This window comes from Paenibacillus sp. FSL E2-0178 (assembly GCF_038593005.1).
Taxonomy (GTDB): Bacteria; Bacillota; Bacilli; order Paenibacillales; family Paenibacillaceae; genus Paenibacillus_AQ; species Paenibacillus_AQ phytohabitans.
Genome location: NZ_CP151953.1, coordinates 7,008,301 through 7,025,949 on the forward strand (window position 1 = coordinate 7,008,301; position 17,649 = coordinate 7,025,949).

Here is a 17,649-nt window from a genome sequence, read left to right on the forward strand (position 1 = left end):
TGTTCAGAGAAAGGAGAGGAATTATATGTCAGTAGGGCCAACAGGACCAACAGGACCAACAGGAACACAGGGAGCACCGGGAACTCGGGGACCAGCTGGTGGAGCCGGAGCCCCCGGTGGTGTCGGAGATCCTGGAGCAACAGGAAATACGGGTGCAGGAGTAACCGGATTAACAGGAAATACAGGGAATACGGGAGCAACAGGGTCTACGGGTGCCGGAGCAACCGGGTTGACAGGAAATACAGGTAATACGGGAGCAACAGGAATAACAGGTGCAGGAACAACCGGATTAACAGGAAATACAGGGAACACTGGAGCAACAGGGATAACAGGTGCAGGGACAACCGGGTTGACAGGTAATACCGGAGCAACGGGCTTCACGGGGAATACCGGAGCGACAGGGTTTACGGGAGCAGGAACAACTGGACTAACTGGGAATACAGGAAATACGGGAGCAACGGGCTATACAGGGTATACAGGAGCAACCGGGTTGACAGGAAATACGGGGAATACAGGAGCGACAGGAATTACCGGTGCAGGGACAACCGGGTTGACAGGTAATACCGGAGCAACGGGCTTCACGGGGAATACCGGAGCGACAGGGTTTACGGGAGCAGGAACAACTGGACTAACTGGGAATACAGGAAATACGGGAGCAACGGGCTATACAGGGTATACAGGAGCAACCGGGTTGACAGGAAATACGGGGAATACAGGAGCAACGGGTTCACTCTCAGTTATTTTTGGATCTTTTATAAGCAGTGCGAATACGCCAGCAACCACATCCGAGAACACGCCGATTGAGGGATTTGTGGTAAGTGGTGACTCTATTTCCGGGGTAGAAGTAGTTGGCGGGAATACTTTTATATTGCCAGCAGGTCATTTCTATTACTTCTCATGTCAAGCTGCGGTGAAGTTTCCAGATGGAACTGCACCAGGTATCGCATTGATGATAGATGATGGTTTTAGCGGTGGGTTCGAAAGGGATGAAGGGTCAGTTTTTTATTCGGGGGCAATCAGTACTGCCGCTAAACCTGTTGTTCCAGTGTCAACCGCAAGAATCTTAAATGCTACACTTGCACCGATGAAGGTACAGGTGGTGGTAGTGCAAGCTGGTACATCTACATCCTCAAGTATCCAAAATGTTAGAGTCGGTTTCTTCAACTCCTTTGTAAATGTTTTTGCTTTAAGTTAATTTTAGGGCGAAATAATCTCTCTTCGATTAATTCTGAAACGGATACCTTCCTTCTTAATGAGGAAGTTGTACCCGTTTCTTAATTATCTAAGGAACAAAGGACAGGTTTCAATGAAAAAAGGATGTACCAGCCCTTAAAGTTTAGAACAGCGGGGAGTTGATAACGTATGACTTTAGGAGCAACCGGCCCCACAGGACCTACAGGAACAACCGGTCCCGCAGGACCGACCGGAACAACGGGGCGTCAAGGGAATCAAGGAGGCGTAGGTAGCAGGGGAGACCTCGGACCGCCAGGGAGAACAGGTGCCACTGGAGTTACAGGGTTTACTGGATTAACAGGCCCAACCGGAAGAACCGGGGTTACGGGTTTCACAGGAGTTACGGGACTTACGGGTGACACCGGAGCGACAGGTCTGACAGGTGAAACGGGAGCAACGGGACTTACAGGAGATCCGGGAGCGACGGGGCTTACGGGAGACACAGGAGCAACAGGACTTACAGGTGAAACGGGAGCAACGGGGCTAACCGGAGAAACGGGACTCACGGGAGACACCGGAGCAACGGGGCTGACGGGTGAAACTGGGGCAACAGGGCTGACGGGAGAAACTGGAGAAACGGGACTCACGGGAGACACCGGAGCGACGGGGCTAACCGGAGAAACTGGAGAAACGGGACTCACGGGAGACACCGGAGCAACGGGTCTGACGGGTGAAACTGGGGCAACAGGGCTGACGGGAGAAACTGGAGAAACGGGACTCACGGGAGATACCGGAGCGACGGGGCTGACGGGTGAAACTGGAGCGACAGGCCTGACAGGTGAAACCGGAGAAACGGGACTCACGGGTGAAACCGGAGAAACGGGTCTGACGGGCGAAACTGGGGCAACCGGCCTGACAGGAGACACCGGAGCAACGGGGCTGACAGGTGAAACTGGAGCGACGGGTCTGACAGGTGAAACTGGAGAAACGGGACTCACAGGAGACACCGGAGCAACGGGGCTGACGGGAGACACCGGAGCAACGGGGCTCACAGGAGAAACCGGAGCAACAGGGCTAACGGGTGAGACCGGGGAAACGGGACTCACGGGTGATACTGGAGCCACGGGGCTCACAGGTGAAACCGGAGCGACGGGCCTCACAGGTGAAACCGGGGCAACCGGCCTGACAGGTGAAACCGGAGCAACGGGGCTGACGGGAGAAACCGGAGCAACAGGGCTAACGGGTGAGACCGGAGAAACGGGGTTGACGGGTGAGACCGGGGAAACGGGACTCACGGGTGAAACGGGAGCAACAGGATTGACGGGTGAAACGGGAGCCACGGGGCTGACGGGAGATACCGGGGCCACGGGGCTGACGGGTGAAACGGGAGCCACGGGGCTGACGGGTGAAACCGGGGCAACCGGCCTGACAGGAGACACCGGAGCAACAGGGCTGACGGGAGACACCGGAGCGACGGGCCTGACAGGTGAAACGGGAGCTACGGGGCTGACGGGAGAAACCGGAGAAACGGGGCTCACAGGAGAAACCGGAGCAACAGGGCTAACGGGTGAGACCGGGGAAACGGGACTCACGGGTGATACTGGAGCCACGGGGCTCACAGGTGAAACCGGGGCAACCGGGCTAACGGGTGAGACCGGAGAAACGGGGTTGACGGGTGAGACCGGAGCAACGGGGTTGACGGGAGAAACTGGTGCCACGGGGCTAACGGGTGAAACTGGGGAAACGGGACTCACGGGAGACACCGGAGCAACGGGGCTGACGGGTGAAACCGGAGCAACAGGGTTGACGGGCGAAACCGGAGCTACGGGTCTGACGGGAGAAACTGGAGCAACAGGGTTGACGGGAGATACTGGGGCTACGGGTCTAACGGGATCAACAGGGTTGACGGGAGACACTGGAGCGACAGGGCTAACGGGTGAGACCGGAGAAACGGGACTCACGGGTGATACTGGAGCGACAGGACTGACGGGAGATACCGGAGCGACAGGACTCACGGGAGAAACAGGGGAAACGGGACTCACGGGTGATACTGGAGCCACGGGGCTCACAGGTGAAACCGGAGCGACGGGCCTCACAGGTGAAACCGGGGCAACCGGCCTGACAGGTGAAACGGGGGCCACGGGACTCACGGGAGAAACCGGGGCGACAGGCCTGACAGGTGAAACTGGAGCAACAGGGTTGACGGGAGACACTGGAGCGACAGGGCTGACAGGTGAAACTGGGGCAACCGGCTTGACAGGTGAAACCGGATCAACGGGGTTAACGGGTGAGACCGGGGAAACGGGACTCACGGGAGACACCGGAGCAACGGGGCTGACGGGTGAAACCGGAGCAACAGGGTTGACGGGCGAAACCGGGGCTACGGGGCTGACGGGTGAGACCGGAGAAACGGGGTTGACGGGTGAAACCGGAGCGACGGGACTCACGGGTGAAACGGGGGTCACGGGGCTGACGGGAGACACCGGAGCAACGGGGCTGACGGGTGAAACGGGAGCGACAGGACTCACAGGTGAAACCGGGGAAATGGGACTCACGGGTGAAACCGGAGAAACGGGTCTGACGGGCGAAACTGGGGCAACCGGCCTGACAGGTGAAACGGGAGCAACAGGGTTAACGGGAGACACTGGGGCAACGGGGTTGACGGGAGACACCGGAGCAACGGGGCTTACGGGAGACACTGGGGCAACCGGCCTGACAGGTGAAACTGGTGCCACGGGGCTAACGGGAGAAACTGGGGCAACGGGGTTGACGGGCGAAACCGGGGCAACCGGCCTGACAGGAGACACCGGAGCAACAGGGCTGACGGGAGACACCGGAGCAACGGGGTTAACGGGTGACACTGGAGCAACGGGGCTGACGGGAGAAACGGGGCTAACGGGTGAAACCGGAGCGACGGGACTCACGGGTGAAACGGGAGCGACAGGACTCACGGGTGAAACCGGAGCGACGGGACTCACGGGTGAAACGGGAGCCACGGGACTTACGGGAGAAACCGGAGAAACGGGGCTAACAGGAGAAACCGGGGCGACTGGGCTGACGGGCGAAACCGGGGCAACGGGGCTGACGGGTGAGACCGGAGCGACAGGACTCACGGGAGAAACGGGAGCGACGGGGCTGACTGGTGAAACTGGGGCAACCGGCCTGACAGGTGAAACTGGTGCTACGGGGCTAACGGGAGAAACTGGGGCAACGGGATTGACGGGAGACACCGGAGGAACGGGGTTAACGGGTGACACTGGAGCAACGGGGCTGACGGGTGAAACCGGCGCAACAGGGCTCACGGGAGAAACCGGAGCGACAGGGCTCACAGGTGAAACCGGAGCGACAGGACTTACGGGAGAAACCGGAGCGACAGGGCTGACGGGAGATACCGGAGCAACGGGTCTGACAGGAGAAACCGGAGCAACGGGGCTGACGGGAGACACTGGGGCTACGGGACTCACGGGAGAAACCGGGGCAACCGGCCTGACAGGTGTAACGGGAGCAACGGGACTGACGGGAGACACTGGGGCTACGGGACTCACGGGAGAAACCGGGGCAACCGGGCTGACGGGTGAAACTGGAGCAACAGGGTTGACGGGTGAAACGGGAGCAACGGGACTGACGGGAGACACCGGAGCGACAGGACTCACGGGAGAAACCGGGGCTACGGGGCTGACGGGTGAAACGGGGGCAACGGGGTTGACGGGAGATACCGGGGCCACGGGGCTGACGGGTGAGACCGGAGCGACAGGACTCACGGGAGAAACCGGAGCGACAGGGCTCACAGGTGAAACCGGAGCGACAGGACTTACGGGAGAAACCGGAGCGACAGGGCTGACGGGAGAAACCGGAGCGACAGGACTCACGGGAGATACCGGGGCGACAGGACTCACGGGAGATACTGGGGCCACGGGACTCACGGGAGAAACCGGAGCAACAGGGCTGACTGGTGAAACCGGAGCAACAGGTTTGACGGGAGACACTGGAGCAACGGGGTTAACGGGTGACACTGGAGCAACGGGGCTGACGGGAGAAACCGGAGCCACGGGGCTGACGGGTGAGACCGGAGCGACAGGACTCACGGGTGAAACGGGAGCGATGGGACTCACGGGCGAAACGGGAGCGACGGGACTCACGGGCGAAACCGGAGCGACAGGGTTGACGGGAGACACCGGAGCAACTGGGCTGACGGGTGAAACGGGAGCAACAGGACTCACGGGTGAAACCGGGGCAACGGGACTCACGGGTGATACTGGAGCAACGGGGTTGACGGGAGATACCGGGGCCACGGGACTCACGGGTGAAACGGGAGCCACGGGACTTACGGGAGAAACCGGAGCAACGGGTCTGACGGGAGAAACGGGAGCAACTGGGCTAACGGGAGAAACTGGGGCAACGGGATTAACGGGAGACACTGGAGCCACGGGACTCACGGGAGAAACCGGAGCGACAGGGCTCACAGGTGAAACCGGAGCAACAGGGCTGACGGGCGAAACGGGAGCGACGGGACTCACGGGAGAAACCGGAGCAACGGGGTTGACGGGAAATACCGGGGCGACAGGCCTGACAGGTGAAACTGGGGCCACAGGGCTGACGGGAGAAACCGGAGCGACAGGGCTGACGGGAGAAACCGGAGCGACAGGACTCACGGGAGATACCGGGGCGACAGGACTCACGGGAGATACTGGGGCCACGGGACTCACGGGAGAAACCGGAGCAACAGGGCTGACTGGTGAAACCGGAGCAACAGGTTTGACGGGAGACACTGGAGCAACGGGGTTAACGGGTGACACTGGAGCGACAGGGCTGACGGGAGATACCGGAGCGACAGGACTCACGGGAGAAACCGGGGAAACGGGACTCACGGGAGAAACGGGAGCAACGGGACTTACGGGTGAAACCGGAGCAACGGGTCTGACGGGCGAAACCGGAGCAACGGGGCTGACGGGAGATACCGGGGCGACAGGCCTGACAGGAGAAACCGGAGCGACAGGGTTGACGGGAGATACTGGGGCGACAGGATTGACGGGTGAAACGGGAGCAACGGGAATCACGGGTGAAACGGGAGCAATGGGACTCACAGGTGAAACTGGGGCAACCGGCCTGACAGGTGACACCGGAGCCACAGGGTTGACGGGAGAAACCGGAGCAACAGGACTCACGGGTGAAACTGGGGCAACCGGCCTGACCGGTGAAACCGGAGCGACGGGACTTACGGGAGATACCGGGGCGACAGGACTCACGGGCGAACCCGGAGCAACAGGTTTGACGGGAGATACTGGGGCAACGGGACTCACGGGTGAAACGGGAGAAACGGGACTTACGGGAGAAACTGGGGCAACAGGGTTGACGGGTGAAACGGGAGCGACGGGGCTGACGGGAGACACTGGAGCAACGGGGTTAACGGGAGACACTGGCGCCACGGGGCTGACGGGAGATACCGGAGCGACAGGGCTCACGGGCGAACCCGGAGCAACGGGACTCACGGGAGACACTGGGGCAACAGGGTTGACGGGCGAACCTGGAGCAACGGGACTCACGGGAGACACTGGAGCGACAGGGCTCACGGGCGAACCCGGAGCAACGGGGGTCACGGGAGACACTGGAGCGACAGGGCTCACGGGCGAACCCGGAGCAACGGGACTCACGGGAGAAACTGGGGCAACAGGGTTGACGGGTGAAACCGGAGCAACAGGACTCACAGGTGAAACTGGGGCAACCGGCTTGACAGGTGAAACCGGAGCGATTGGACTCACAGGAGAAACCGGAGCGACAGGGTTGACGGGAGAAACTGGAGCAACAGGACTTACGGGAGAAACTGGGGCAACCGGCCTGACTGGAGACACCGGAGCAACAGGGTTGACGGGAGAAACTGGAGCAACGGGACTCACGGGTGATACTGGAGCAACGGGGTTGACGGGAGACACAGGAGCAACAGGTCTCACAGGTTACACTGGAGCAACGGGAGCAACAGGACTCACAGGAGAAAAAGGTGTAACTGGTCCGACGGGAATCACGGGACAAAATATTACGGAAACCGGTGCGACAGGTCAAACAGGGCCAACTGGAGCAACAGGGCCAACCGGAGCAACAGGAACAGCGGGGGCTCCGGGGACTCGGGGACCAGCTGGTGGAGTCGGAGCTCCAGGTCCGCAGGGTGATCCTGGACCAACGGGCCTTACGGGAAATACGGGAGCAGGAGCCACCGGGTTAACAGGGAACACGGGAAATACCGGAGCAACGGGCTTCACAGGGAATACCGGAGCGACAGGATTCACAGGAGCAGGAGCCACCGGGTTAACAGGGAACACGGGAAATACCGGAGCAACAGGCTTCACAGGGAATACCGGAGCGACAGGATTCACGGGAGCAGGAGCCACCGGGTTAACAGGGAATACGGGAAATACCGGAGCAACGGGCTTCACAGGGAATACGGGAGCGACAGGATTCACGGGAGCAGGAGCCACCGGGTTAACAGGGAACACGGGAAATACCGGAGCAACGGGCTTCACGGGAAATACGGGAGCGACAGGATTCACGGGAGCAGGAGCCACCGGGTTAACAGGGAACACGGGAAATACCGGAGCAACGGGCTTCACGGGAAATACCGGAGCAACGGGCTTCACGGGAAATACGGGAGCGACAGGATTCACGGGAGAAACCGGAGCAACGGGCTTCACAGGTGAGACAGGAGCAACGGGCTTCACAGGAGAAACCGGAGTAACAGGCTTCACAGGTGAGACGGGAGCAACAGGCTTCACAGGTGAGACGGGAGCAACGGGTCTGACAGGTGAGACGGGAGCAACGGGTCTGACAGGTGAGACGGGAGCAACAGGTCTGACAGGTGAGACGGGAGCAACGGGTCTGACAGGTGAGACCGGAGCAACGGGTCTGACAGGTGAGACCGGAGCAACAGGCTTCACAGGAGAAACCGGAGCAACAGGCTTCACAGGTGAGACGGGAGCAACAGGTCTGACAGGAGAAACCGGAGCAACAGGCTTCACAGGTGAGACGGGAGCAACGGGTCTGACAGGTGAGACCGGAGCAACAGGCTTCACAGGTGAGACGGGAGCAACAGGTCTGACAGGTGAGACGGGAGCAACGGGTCCGACAGGTGAGACGGGAGCAACGGGCTTCACTGGAGAGACCGGAGCCACCGGAGCAACTGGTATTACAGGAGCTACTGGGGCAACTGGTGTGGGTATTGTAGGTCCGACAGGCTACTTGTCCCAGAATTACGCCCAATTTGTTTTTAATAACTCCCAAATAACGGCAACCAGTGATGACTTTCCAATTCCTCATTTCCACATCCTTCTTGGTTCAAGCAATGGGGATGCTATAGGGCCGAACAGTGGGCCGGATAGCGAAGATACTAATGAATTTGTGGTCGAAAGCGGGAACTACCTGATTATGTATCAAGCCACTGTTCAGTCCACTCTTGAAAAACCAGCCGGTCTGGAGCTCATCATAGACGGTTCGGTAGTATATGAATCTCAAATTGCGGCTCCAAAAGACAGTGTGGTTACTGCTTTATCTGGTACCCATATCTTATTAACTAATGAACGCACAACAATTCAGTTGGCTCTTATGTATGATGGCACTACTTTGAGCAACACGATCCAAGGAATGCCTTTTGGGGTTTTCGCGGCAAAAGTCACTATAGTCATGCTGAGCTAAGACTGGCAAGAATTAATCATGATCTGTAATTCCTTTCTGTTAAGGCCAGCCCGGATCCGGGCTGGCCTTATTTTATAGCTGAATGGGGCAGCTCAGAGGAGCATTTGATTTTCATACATAGCCTGGACGAATTAACGAACCATTTGTTGTGACCGGCATATGATGGACTATTCTAAACAAGAAAGGAGAGGATTGATTTGTCTCAAGCCAATCTGCCGAACATTACACCAACGATTACGCTTACCAGAAGCGACGCCATCAATATGATGTTGTCGGCTATCGCTATGGAAGAATTAGGGCTTAGCCACGTTATTAATGCAGAAGGGGAGAAACTGCAGTACGCGCTGGGAACTCTTCCGGGAGTAACCGCACCGGTTGTTAACATCTCCAATCTTCAGGACATTACATCGAGCATCCGGAATTTATTGGGAGAAACCGTTAAAAGCGCCTGGCTGCAGACCAGTCAATTGGAGAGTTTGCTTGCAGCGCCTGTTGATTTCGGTGCTACGGGAGCAGTCGGTCCAACAGGTCCAGACGAAGGGCCACCGGGTCCACAAGGTCTGATAGGTGAAATAGGAGAGACCGGGGATGATGGAGCAACGGGGAATACCGGATTTACCGGCGCCGTTGGTTTTACGGGTCTTACAGGGGAGACCGGAGCCATAGGTCTTACAGGTGAAACAGCGGCAACCGGAACGACCGGTATAACCGGCCTTACGGGGGAGACCGGAGCCACAGGTCTTACAGGTCTAACCGGAGTAACCGGTCTAACCGGAGTAACGGGACTTACAGGCGAGACGGGAGCGACGGGTCTTACCGGAGCGACAGGAGTAACCGGTGCTACCGGCCTTACTGGTGCAGGGGGGGTACCTCCGGCAGACCGCTTGCTGTATTATGTCGCTGGAGGAGATGCTGCTGCCGGTGCCCCAGTGGTTTTTACCAGTCCAGGTATACTACTGGGTTCAAGTATCAGCCTTGGAGGTGGAGGATCCTTTAATTTGCTGAATAATGATGTGGGGGGTGTGAATGAGCCTGCTCTATACTATGTCCAATATTCGGCAACCGCAACTTCTGCAGCCGGAGAGGGAATGGTGCTGTCGCTGTCGCTTAACGGAGCTGTCATTCCCGGAAGCCAAGCTTCATCTGCTATTCCGGCAGCGGTGAACATGGTGGCGGGCGGTAGCGTCTTTCCGTCAGATATTAATGAGAATCCCAATACACTGACTTTGAACAATACCGGCGCTGGGGATTTAACCGGTATAGAAGCCTCGATTTCGATTATCAAATTGCTCTAACCCATCTTAATACAGAGGAGTTGATTCCATGTCTCAGGCGAACTTGCCTAATATCACCCCTACGATAAATATTACCAGGGATGATGCCGTTAACCTGCTGCTATCTTCCATTGCAATGGAAGAATTGGGGCTCAGTCATATTATCAATGCCGAAGGAGAGAAGCTGCAGTATATTCTGGGCACTTTACCCGGGGTTACAGCTCCTGAAGCAACTATTGGTGATGTGCTGGCCATGAATGAAAGTGTAAGGAATATGATGCGCGACATTGTCAAAAAGGAATTCATTCTCACCAACAAGCTGGAGACGGTACTTAACGCTTCCATAATGGTAGGTCCAACAGGAGCAACAGGAGCAACGGGTGATCCGGGAGGGCCTCCAGGTCCTCAAGGCGCTCAAGGTATTGCGGGGGCGCAAGGTCCAGCGGGTGCAACGGGAGCCACTGGCGAGACCGGAGCCACGGGACTGACCGGAGAGACGGGATTGACCGGTGTTACGGGGCTGACCGGAGAGACCGGAGCTACAGGAGCCACGGGACTGACCGGAGAGACGGGATTGACCGGAGAGACGGGCGCTACAGGTGTTACGGGGCTGACCGGTGAAACCGGAGCTACCGGCCTGACAGGGCTGACCGGAGAGACTGGAGCTACTGGTCTTACAGGGCTGACCGGAGAGACCGGTATGACGGGTATGACCGGCCTTGCTTTCTTCGCAGATTTCGCCTCTGCAACAACAACCGATTTGATAGTAGGTGCAGGAGATCCTATCAACTGGGATGTTGAAGGACCGCAAAGCGGAAGTATTTTGAATGCCGGCACATTCTTTGATTTACCGGCAGATGCAACAATTTACGTGCAATATTATGTGAGCGGCCAGAATCCCTCTCCTACAGGTCCTATGATCTTCCAATTATATAACACGGATGATTTAGGAGCGCAAGGAGCAGCTGTCGCAGGAGGGGGAGCAACCTCCTATATAGACGCTGACGGTATTGCAGCTGTGTCGGGCGGCGGTATTATAGTGACAACAGTGGCGCAAGGTGTAGCCTTATACAATGACACTGCCGGGGAACCTATCGGAGAAAGCGCGAATCTCTCCGCCAACATCCAACTGATCAGAATTAATTAATTCACGTGTGTAAGAACAGCAGGCAAGGCGCCGAGAATCCTAACTCGGCGCCTTGCTGTGTTAGTGTCAGGGAAACCGTCAAGCGATTCGCCTCTTTACAGCTCTCTCGGGTATTGTCCCATGCCAAATAGATTCAGAGGCATAGAATATCTCATGCTGCCGGACCAAGCGGATGTCTAGGATAGATTTAATCTTGTGGACTTGGACAAACCGGCAGCTGCATAGAATGGTATTGGAGGTGTAGTTGGGCAGTTCTGTCAGTTAGCGGGAGGCAAGTAAATTGAAAGAGAAAGAAGGGTTGTGTCCACATGTCATCAATGATTCCGGTTGAACTGGGAAGTCCGGGAGCGGCAATCAGGCTGGAAAGTCCTGTATTGCTGGAGGTTAGCTATCCCTTATCCCAAATTGATTTCAGCGTACCTCTGTCCTTCAAGCCGGCAGTGTCCGGCAGTTATCACTTAATCATCGGGTTATCCATTGTGAAGGACGGGCAAGTCCTTCACACCCTTACAGATCCTTATATAGGCAACGGCAATGCCGGAGATTCCCTATCCGCCGATGTGAATGCAAGTATTACAGGCAGCTTTGGCCAGGGAGCACAGCATTTCCAGCTGGAGCTGAGGGTTCTGTCGTTTCAGAATATCCAGGTCAATCCACTCTTTGGCGCCCCTGCCGTCTCCATCCAAGGGTCCTCGGTAGTGGCGGAGGAAGTCGGTCCTACCGGACCAACGGGGGAAACGGGACATTCAGGTAACCGGGGCACGAAAGGCTTAACTGGTACTCCTGGCCCGACCGGAGAGACGGGCATTGGCATCACTGGAACGACGGGGCTGAGAGGGGCAACCGGAGCTACAGGCGTCATCGTAGGATCGGGGGGCGGAACTGGTGCGACAGGAAATACAGGAAATCCTGGCCTGGGCATTCCCGGTCCTACCGGAGCCACGGGGATCGGAGCGACCGGCCGGACCGGGATAGGCCCGGCTGGCCCGACAGGGGATACCGGTGCCATGGGGATAACCGGCCCGACCGGCCCGGGATCAGGTATCACCGGACCGACTGGCCTGACTGGACCTACGGGTGCCGCCGGACTTAGCCGGGCGTTGCCGGTGGTTGTGAGCAATACTCTGCTGGTGAGCAGCCCCAGCGGAGGAAACCCTGTAGGCCAGCTTCCGCCGGTGCAGATCAATGCGGCCAATCAATGTGTAGTTATTGAGGGAACGCTCCAAATTAGCTATGGTAATCCCCCGAATCAAGAATACCAAAATGTTTTGGTCTATCAACTCCACCGGAATGGCCAACCTGTGGGACTCACCCATTTCTGGCAATTACGTTACAGCTACAGTAGTATAGATAATTCAGTTCCCTCTAGCCAAGCTCTGGCATTCTTTGATATTGATGATAATCCGCCGATTGGTCAGAATATTTATTCGCTTACAGTGACTGCCTTTCAAACCTCCCAGAATACAACATACGCCTATAATTCGTTCGATGCGACAGCGAGAGTATTTCTAACCGTAAACTGACCTTATTCAATTGCATTATTGAAATCAATAAAAAAAGTATCTTAGAAATAAGGAGTTGAGCGTACGTGACGGAGATCTATTCGTCGCTTCCTCTCGGAAGCGGCAATGTGCTGATTCTTTCGGGCATACGGACGGATGTGGAACAGCAGGTTGCTAGTGCGGATTTGCGGTTGGCTGTTCCTCTGCTGCTGGACATCCTCAGCCCGGGATATTACCATCTGCACATGGAATATGAGCTATGGAGAGCTAATACGCGCATTGCAGCGAGTAATGTATCGGTCGAATCGCAGACCCTGGCAGCCGGTCTGATCCAGACAGAAGCTATTATCAGGTTCAGTGACCATTTGCCTGCAGGGATTCATCGTTATGAACTGAGACTGAAAGGGCTTCATGATCAGAATATCGATTCCGACATCCGGGTCGGGTCGCCGCTGCTGCAAACCGGACCAGGACCGGTTATATTTGCTGGTCCTCTCGGCCCTCAGGGTCCAACGGGTCCAACCGGTCCAACCGGTCCGACAGGTACACAAGGACCTACGGGGAATCCAGGAGACCCAGGCCCTGGGCTTCCTGGAGCGACCGGAGCTGCAGGACCAACTGGACCATCCGGGGCGACGGCATTTGTTGGAGGGTCCACCGGACCGGCAGGAGCGACAGGAGTGACAGGCGCAAGCTTTACCGGAGCCACGGGGATCACGGGGAGGGGAGCCACCGGAGCTACCGGTATAGGGGCTACAGGTGATACAGGGCCCATCGGGCTGACTGGTCTTACAGGTGACGCCGGTCCGGCCGGATCAGGAACAGAGACGGGAGACAGGGGACCCGCCGGGGCGCGGGGGCCTACAGGAGCGCCAGCGTACGGCTCCTTTATTCCTTCGATGAATTACAACATTAATTCAGTTCATACCCCCGCCATTCAACTGGGCATTCCCTATACAGTTGTAGAACTTCCGGCGGCTGCCACAGTGGAGGGGCGCTGCCAAATTGCGGGTAGCCTGGAGCTGCGGTGGGGACACAACTCATTTCCACTAGGTAATACTGGGCTGAAAATAGAATTTGTACTCACTAATAGTGAGGGGACTATCTTCTATCAGTATAGTAATTATACTCAGACGAATGCGCAGGAAAATATTCAACTATCGCAGGTTTTTCCGTTTATTTACATGTACGACGGGCCGCCGACAACAATGAAGCTTAATCTGCTGGCAACGGGCAATGCGGCAGATCAGTGGGCAATTTCTGCTTATGGCACCTTAAGCGCAACCGTACTTCCCGATAATATATAAAACCGGTGAACTTTAAAAAGGAGTGGTGAAGTTATGTCAAACCTTACGTCTCTTCCCCTGGGAATGCCGGGATCGGCAGTCCACTTGGCAGAGACAATCGAAATCACTGCAGTGCAATCTCAAGCGCGCATTAGCTTTTATATTCCTATTGTATTCCAGAGCATTACTTCAGACCCATCGGTCTTAGGAATTGAACTGGAGACCGCCCTTGCCGGCAGCGTTGTTCAGACCCAATTGGTTACGTTGTCCCATACAGGTGCAGAGGAAGCAGCAAGAACGATGCAGGTAACGGTTAGCGCTCCGGTCCATCCGGGGACATATGCTTACAGCATCAAGACCCGGGTGGTCAGCTATAGCAATATTCGGGCACACCCGTCTATAGGAAGAGCGGTTGCCGGGCTGGCTTCTGTGACCGCTGTCAGAGCGGATACAGGCATTACCGGTCCCACCGGCCCCACCGGCCCGACAGGGGTAACGGGCTATAGGGGGGGCGTAGGCGCTTTCGGCCTTAATGGGCCGGTAGGACCGACAGGGTATGGAGTAACAGGTCCCACCGGTGACACGGGCGCGCCAGGGCCCGATGCAACCGGCACTACAGGCAGCGGTGCCTTGGGACCCGCAGGCCCGACGGGCCCGACCGGACAGACGGGAGTAGGACCAAGGGGAGCGACCGGCGGCGCTGTGACAGGAGCTACAGGAGGAAACCGCAAGGGAACAACAGGTGCAAGGGGTGCCCAAGGACCGCAAGGAATACAGGGACCAACAGGTACCGGCGAAAAAGGCGCTACGGGTCCGGCGGGATTCACCGGTCCGCAAGGGGAAACCGGAGCGCCGTTGCCTCCTGCCCAATATGAATATTCAGCGGCTCCCCTGAACCTGACCAATGACTTCCAGACGGTTCTGACCTTGCCCCAGCTGGACATTGACGGTGGACAGAATGTCTTCTTACAGGGCAATCTCCTGATAACGTTTCAACCGTATTTAACCGCCACACGAGTTCCTGTCGTTGTCAATGTACTCTTCAACGATACCCTAATTAAAGACTTCTCCTTCTATTCTATTCAGCAAAGCTCTGACAGCTTCCCGGGTGGTGAGCGGGCCAGTGTGGATTGTCCCTTCAGTCTTACAGATTATAACGCCGGCGGACCCGGGGTGTATTCCTTACAGGTAAAGATAGATATACCTGTGCCGGATGGTTTCGACTTAAGGGTGGAGAACCGCTATTTATTTGCGGAAGCGGCGGAAAAAGAGCGGCCTTCTATCAGGGACAGAACAGCATACTATCTCGCTGCAGGCGGGGTTCAAGTTTTTGATGCTTTATATGGTGTAACTAAATACGTCCCAATGGACTCCAATATCCAATATCCATTGACCGCACCTTATGCCTCTTCAATAAATGGCGATTATATTTACTATGCAGTATTAGATAGACTGTACCGTTTCAATACGCAGCTAGAACAAGTCGATTGGGGAATCGACTTGATGGCCGGTATGAACGCAACAGACCTGCTGTTGATGCCGGACCAGAGGTATGTGTGTATTTCGGATCAAGCAGGTGCCAAGGTTCAGATTTATGATCTGGCGAACATGGGGACTGTAGACACTTTGACCCTGGAGTCGAATGTTCTCTTCTCTGCCGCTTCTCCTGACAGCCGGTATGCCTTCTTCTATATCTACACAGGCCAGGTTCATGCCTATGAGATAGCAACGGGGATATATGTCCCGAATATCTTCGATGGAGCCTATGTCATCCAACCTGCGCCTTATCCGGGTTTCTCCAACCCGCTGGTTATTTCGCCGGATAGTACAGAGGTGCGAATTACTCCTGGTCTGGCCAATGTCTACTACGCCTACGCGGAGATTGGAAACTTCAGCAGCAATGGCGTCAAGGCCAGCCTGAGTTATAGCACATGGGGGATTCTACAGTTTGAGGACGGAAATATAATGACTATAACCAACGGATCAGATCCTGCCAATCCAGAGCAAGATTCTAGACTTATTAGGCTTACACCGGATGGAGGGCAGTTGGAGCTATCGATTGGAGGTAGTTTACGTTCGATTACCCTGTCGCCGGATGAACAATACATTGGCATTCAGACTGATCAAGGGGTGAAAATATACAATCCCGCTAATCTGTTTTCTAGCGGCCGGTTTGTTCCAATGCCGGATCCTCCCTTACAAGGTGGAATCAACTTTACAGGGGACAGCCGCTATATTGTCAATATCGGAACTGATCATATGTACAGCATAAGCTTGGAGGACTACTCAGTCCAACCTTTTGACCTTCCGGGCGGTTCTTCAGATCGGCCGCTGTCCTATTCCCTCTCCAGCGGAAGATATAAGACGCAAAGCAAATAATAGAGAGTCCCATGCTGCATCAGTAAATACTGAAGATCAACTCCTATGGTTCAAGGCCAGGGAGTTGATCTTCATTTCATGTAAAGTGGACAAGGGGCAGAGGGCATTAAAAGAGGGAGTGTGACAGCATGAAGGGAATTATTCTAGCAGGAGGATCGGGAACGAGGCTGTATCCGCTGACGAAGTCGGTGTCGAAGCAGATTCTGCCGGTGTATGACAAGCCGATGATCTATTATCCATTGTCCGTCCTTATGCTGGCGGGCATCCGGGACATCCTGATTATCTCCACAGGACGGGATATCCGGCTGTTCCAGGACTTGCTGGGCAGCGGCGAACAGCTGGGGCTGTCGTTTCAATATGCGGTTCAGGAACAGCCGCGCGGACTTGCAGAGGCTTTCCTTATCGGCGAAGAATTCATCGGCACGGATCAGGTGTGCATGATTCTGGGCGACAACATCTTCTACGGGCAAAGCTTCAGCAATATTCTGGAGAAGGCCGCCCAGCAGCAGGAAGGCGCCACAATATTCGGTTGCCGGGTACAAGATCCGTCGGTCTACGGTGTTGTCGAATTTGACGGAACCGGCAAGGCAGTTTCGCTGGAGGAGAAGCCGCTATTCCCCAGGTCCAATTATGCGGTCCCGGGTTTGTACTTCTATGACAACCAGGTTGCGGAGATCGCCCGGCGCATTAAGCCCTCACGGCGCGGTGAAATCGAGATTACCGATGTCAATACGGAGTACTTGAGAAGAGGCCAACTAAACGTGGAATTATTCGGCAGAGGAATGGCCTGGCTGGATACCGGAACGCCCGACTCGCTCCTGGAGGCGGCCAATCTGGTGGAGACCCTACAGAAGCGGCAAGGGTTATACGTAGCCTGTATAGAAGAAATCGCCTTTAACAGAGGGTATATTACCAAGGCGCAGCTTCAGGAGCTGGCCAGGCCGCTAAGCAAGTTGGCGTACGGACAGTACTTGTCGAGCATAGCAGAAGAATCTTTTGCCGCGAAATAAAGGTACATGCGATCATCAACAAATAGCAGCCTGAGGGCTGCTATTTTTAATGTCATATAGCGCTAGCAGTGCCGAAGCGGGAATAATCTGCGTTGAGCCGCCCCGCCTGTCTTAATTAGGCTTGCCTTAGCATTAAATCCATTAATATCTCTAAAAAATAGACGGACATACAGGATTTTCCGGACTTAGTGCATATAG

General features: G+C 56.1%; 8 protein-coding genes and 2 pseudogenes. 7 read left to right on the forward strand and 3 right to left on the reverse strand.

All coding sequences use genetic code 11. From position 1 onward, the window contains the following. Positions 1–25: 25 nt before the first annotated feature. Positions 26–1,195, forward strand: a complete 1,170-nt coding sequence (locus MHI42_RS30280; protein WP_342421565.1) for a collagen-like repeat preface domain-containing protein — start codon at positions 26–28, stop codon at positions 1,193–1,195. Positions 1,196–1,448: 253 nt separating this feature from the next. Here the strand turns inward: MHI42_RS30280 and MHI42_RS30285 are convergent, their stop codons facing one another. The 3 genes and pseudogenes from MHI42_RS30285 to MHI42_RS30295 all read right to left on the reverse strand — a co-directional run bounded on the left by MHI42_RS30285 (position 1,449) and on the right by MHI42_RS30295 (position 8,333). Further along, positions 1,449–1,676, reverse strand: coding sequence for a histidine kinase (locus MHI42_RS30285; RefSeq protein WP_342424831.1), 228 nt, complete (start codon positions 1,674–1,676; stop codon positions 1,449–1,451). A 1,956-nt stretch (positions 1,677–3,632) separates the two neighbouring features. Beyond that, positions 3,633–7,121 (reverse strand): annotated as a pseudogene (locus tag MHI42_RS30290) (hypothetical protein); the annotation flags it as partial. Between the two features lie 105 nt (positions 7,122–7,226). Next, complete coding sequence (locus MHI42_RS30295; protein WP_342424832.1) at positions 7,227–8,333, reverse strand: DUF4573 domain-containing protein; 1,107 nt, start codon at positions 8,331–8,333, stop codon at positions 7,227–7,229. A 717-nt stretch (positions 8,334–9,050) separates the two neighbouring features. Here MHI42_RS30295 and MHI42_RS30300 point away from each other — a divergent pair. From MHI42_RS30300 to rfbA, 6 genes and pseudogenes are all read left to right on the forward strand, one after another. Continuing rightward, entirely contained in the window at positions 9,051–10,148 is a 1,098-nt protein-coding gene (locus MHI42_RS30300; RefSeq protein ID WP_342421566.1) for a collagen-like protein, read from the forward strand. A 28-nt stretch (positions 10,149–10,176) separates the two neighbouring features. After that, positions 10,177–11,274: a hypothetical protein gene (locus MHI42_RS30305; protein WP_342421567.1), complete on the forward strand. Its 1,098-nt coding sequence runs from the start codon at positions 10,177–10,179 to the stop codon at positions 11,272–11,274. A gap of 308 nt (positions 11,275–11,582) precedes the next feature. Then, positions 11,583–12,797 carry a hypothetical protein gene (locus MHI42_RS30310; RefSeq protein WP_342421568.1) on the forward strand — a complete coding sequence of 405 codons (1,215 nt, stop codon included), beginning with the start codon at positions 11,583–11,585 and terminating at the stop codon, positions 12,795–12,797. Between the two features lie 65 nt (positions 12,798–12,862). Continuing rightward, complete coding sequence (locus tag MHI42_RS30315) at positions 12,863–14,083, forward strand: hypothetical protein (protein ID WP_342421569.1); 1,221 nt, start codon at positions 12,863–12,865, stop codon at positions 14,081–14,083. Positions 14,084–14,512: 429 nt separating this feature from the next. Beyond that, a pseudogene (locus MHI42_RS30320) lies at positions 14,513–14,914 on the forward strand (hypothetical protein); the annotation flags it as partial. A gap of 1,655 nt (positions 14,915–16,569) precedes the next feature. Further along, entirely contained in the window at positions 16,570–17,451 is an 882-nt protein-coding gene (rfbA, locus tag MHI42_RS30325; protein ID WP_342421570.1) for a glucose-1-phosphate thymidylyltransferase RfbA, read from the forward strand. The last annotated feature ends 198 nt before the right edge of the window (positions 17,452–17,649 follow it).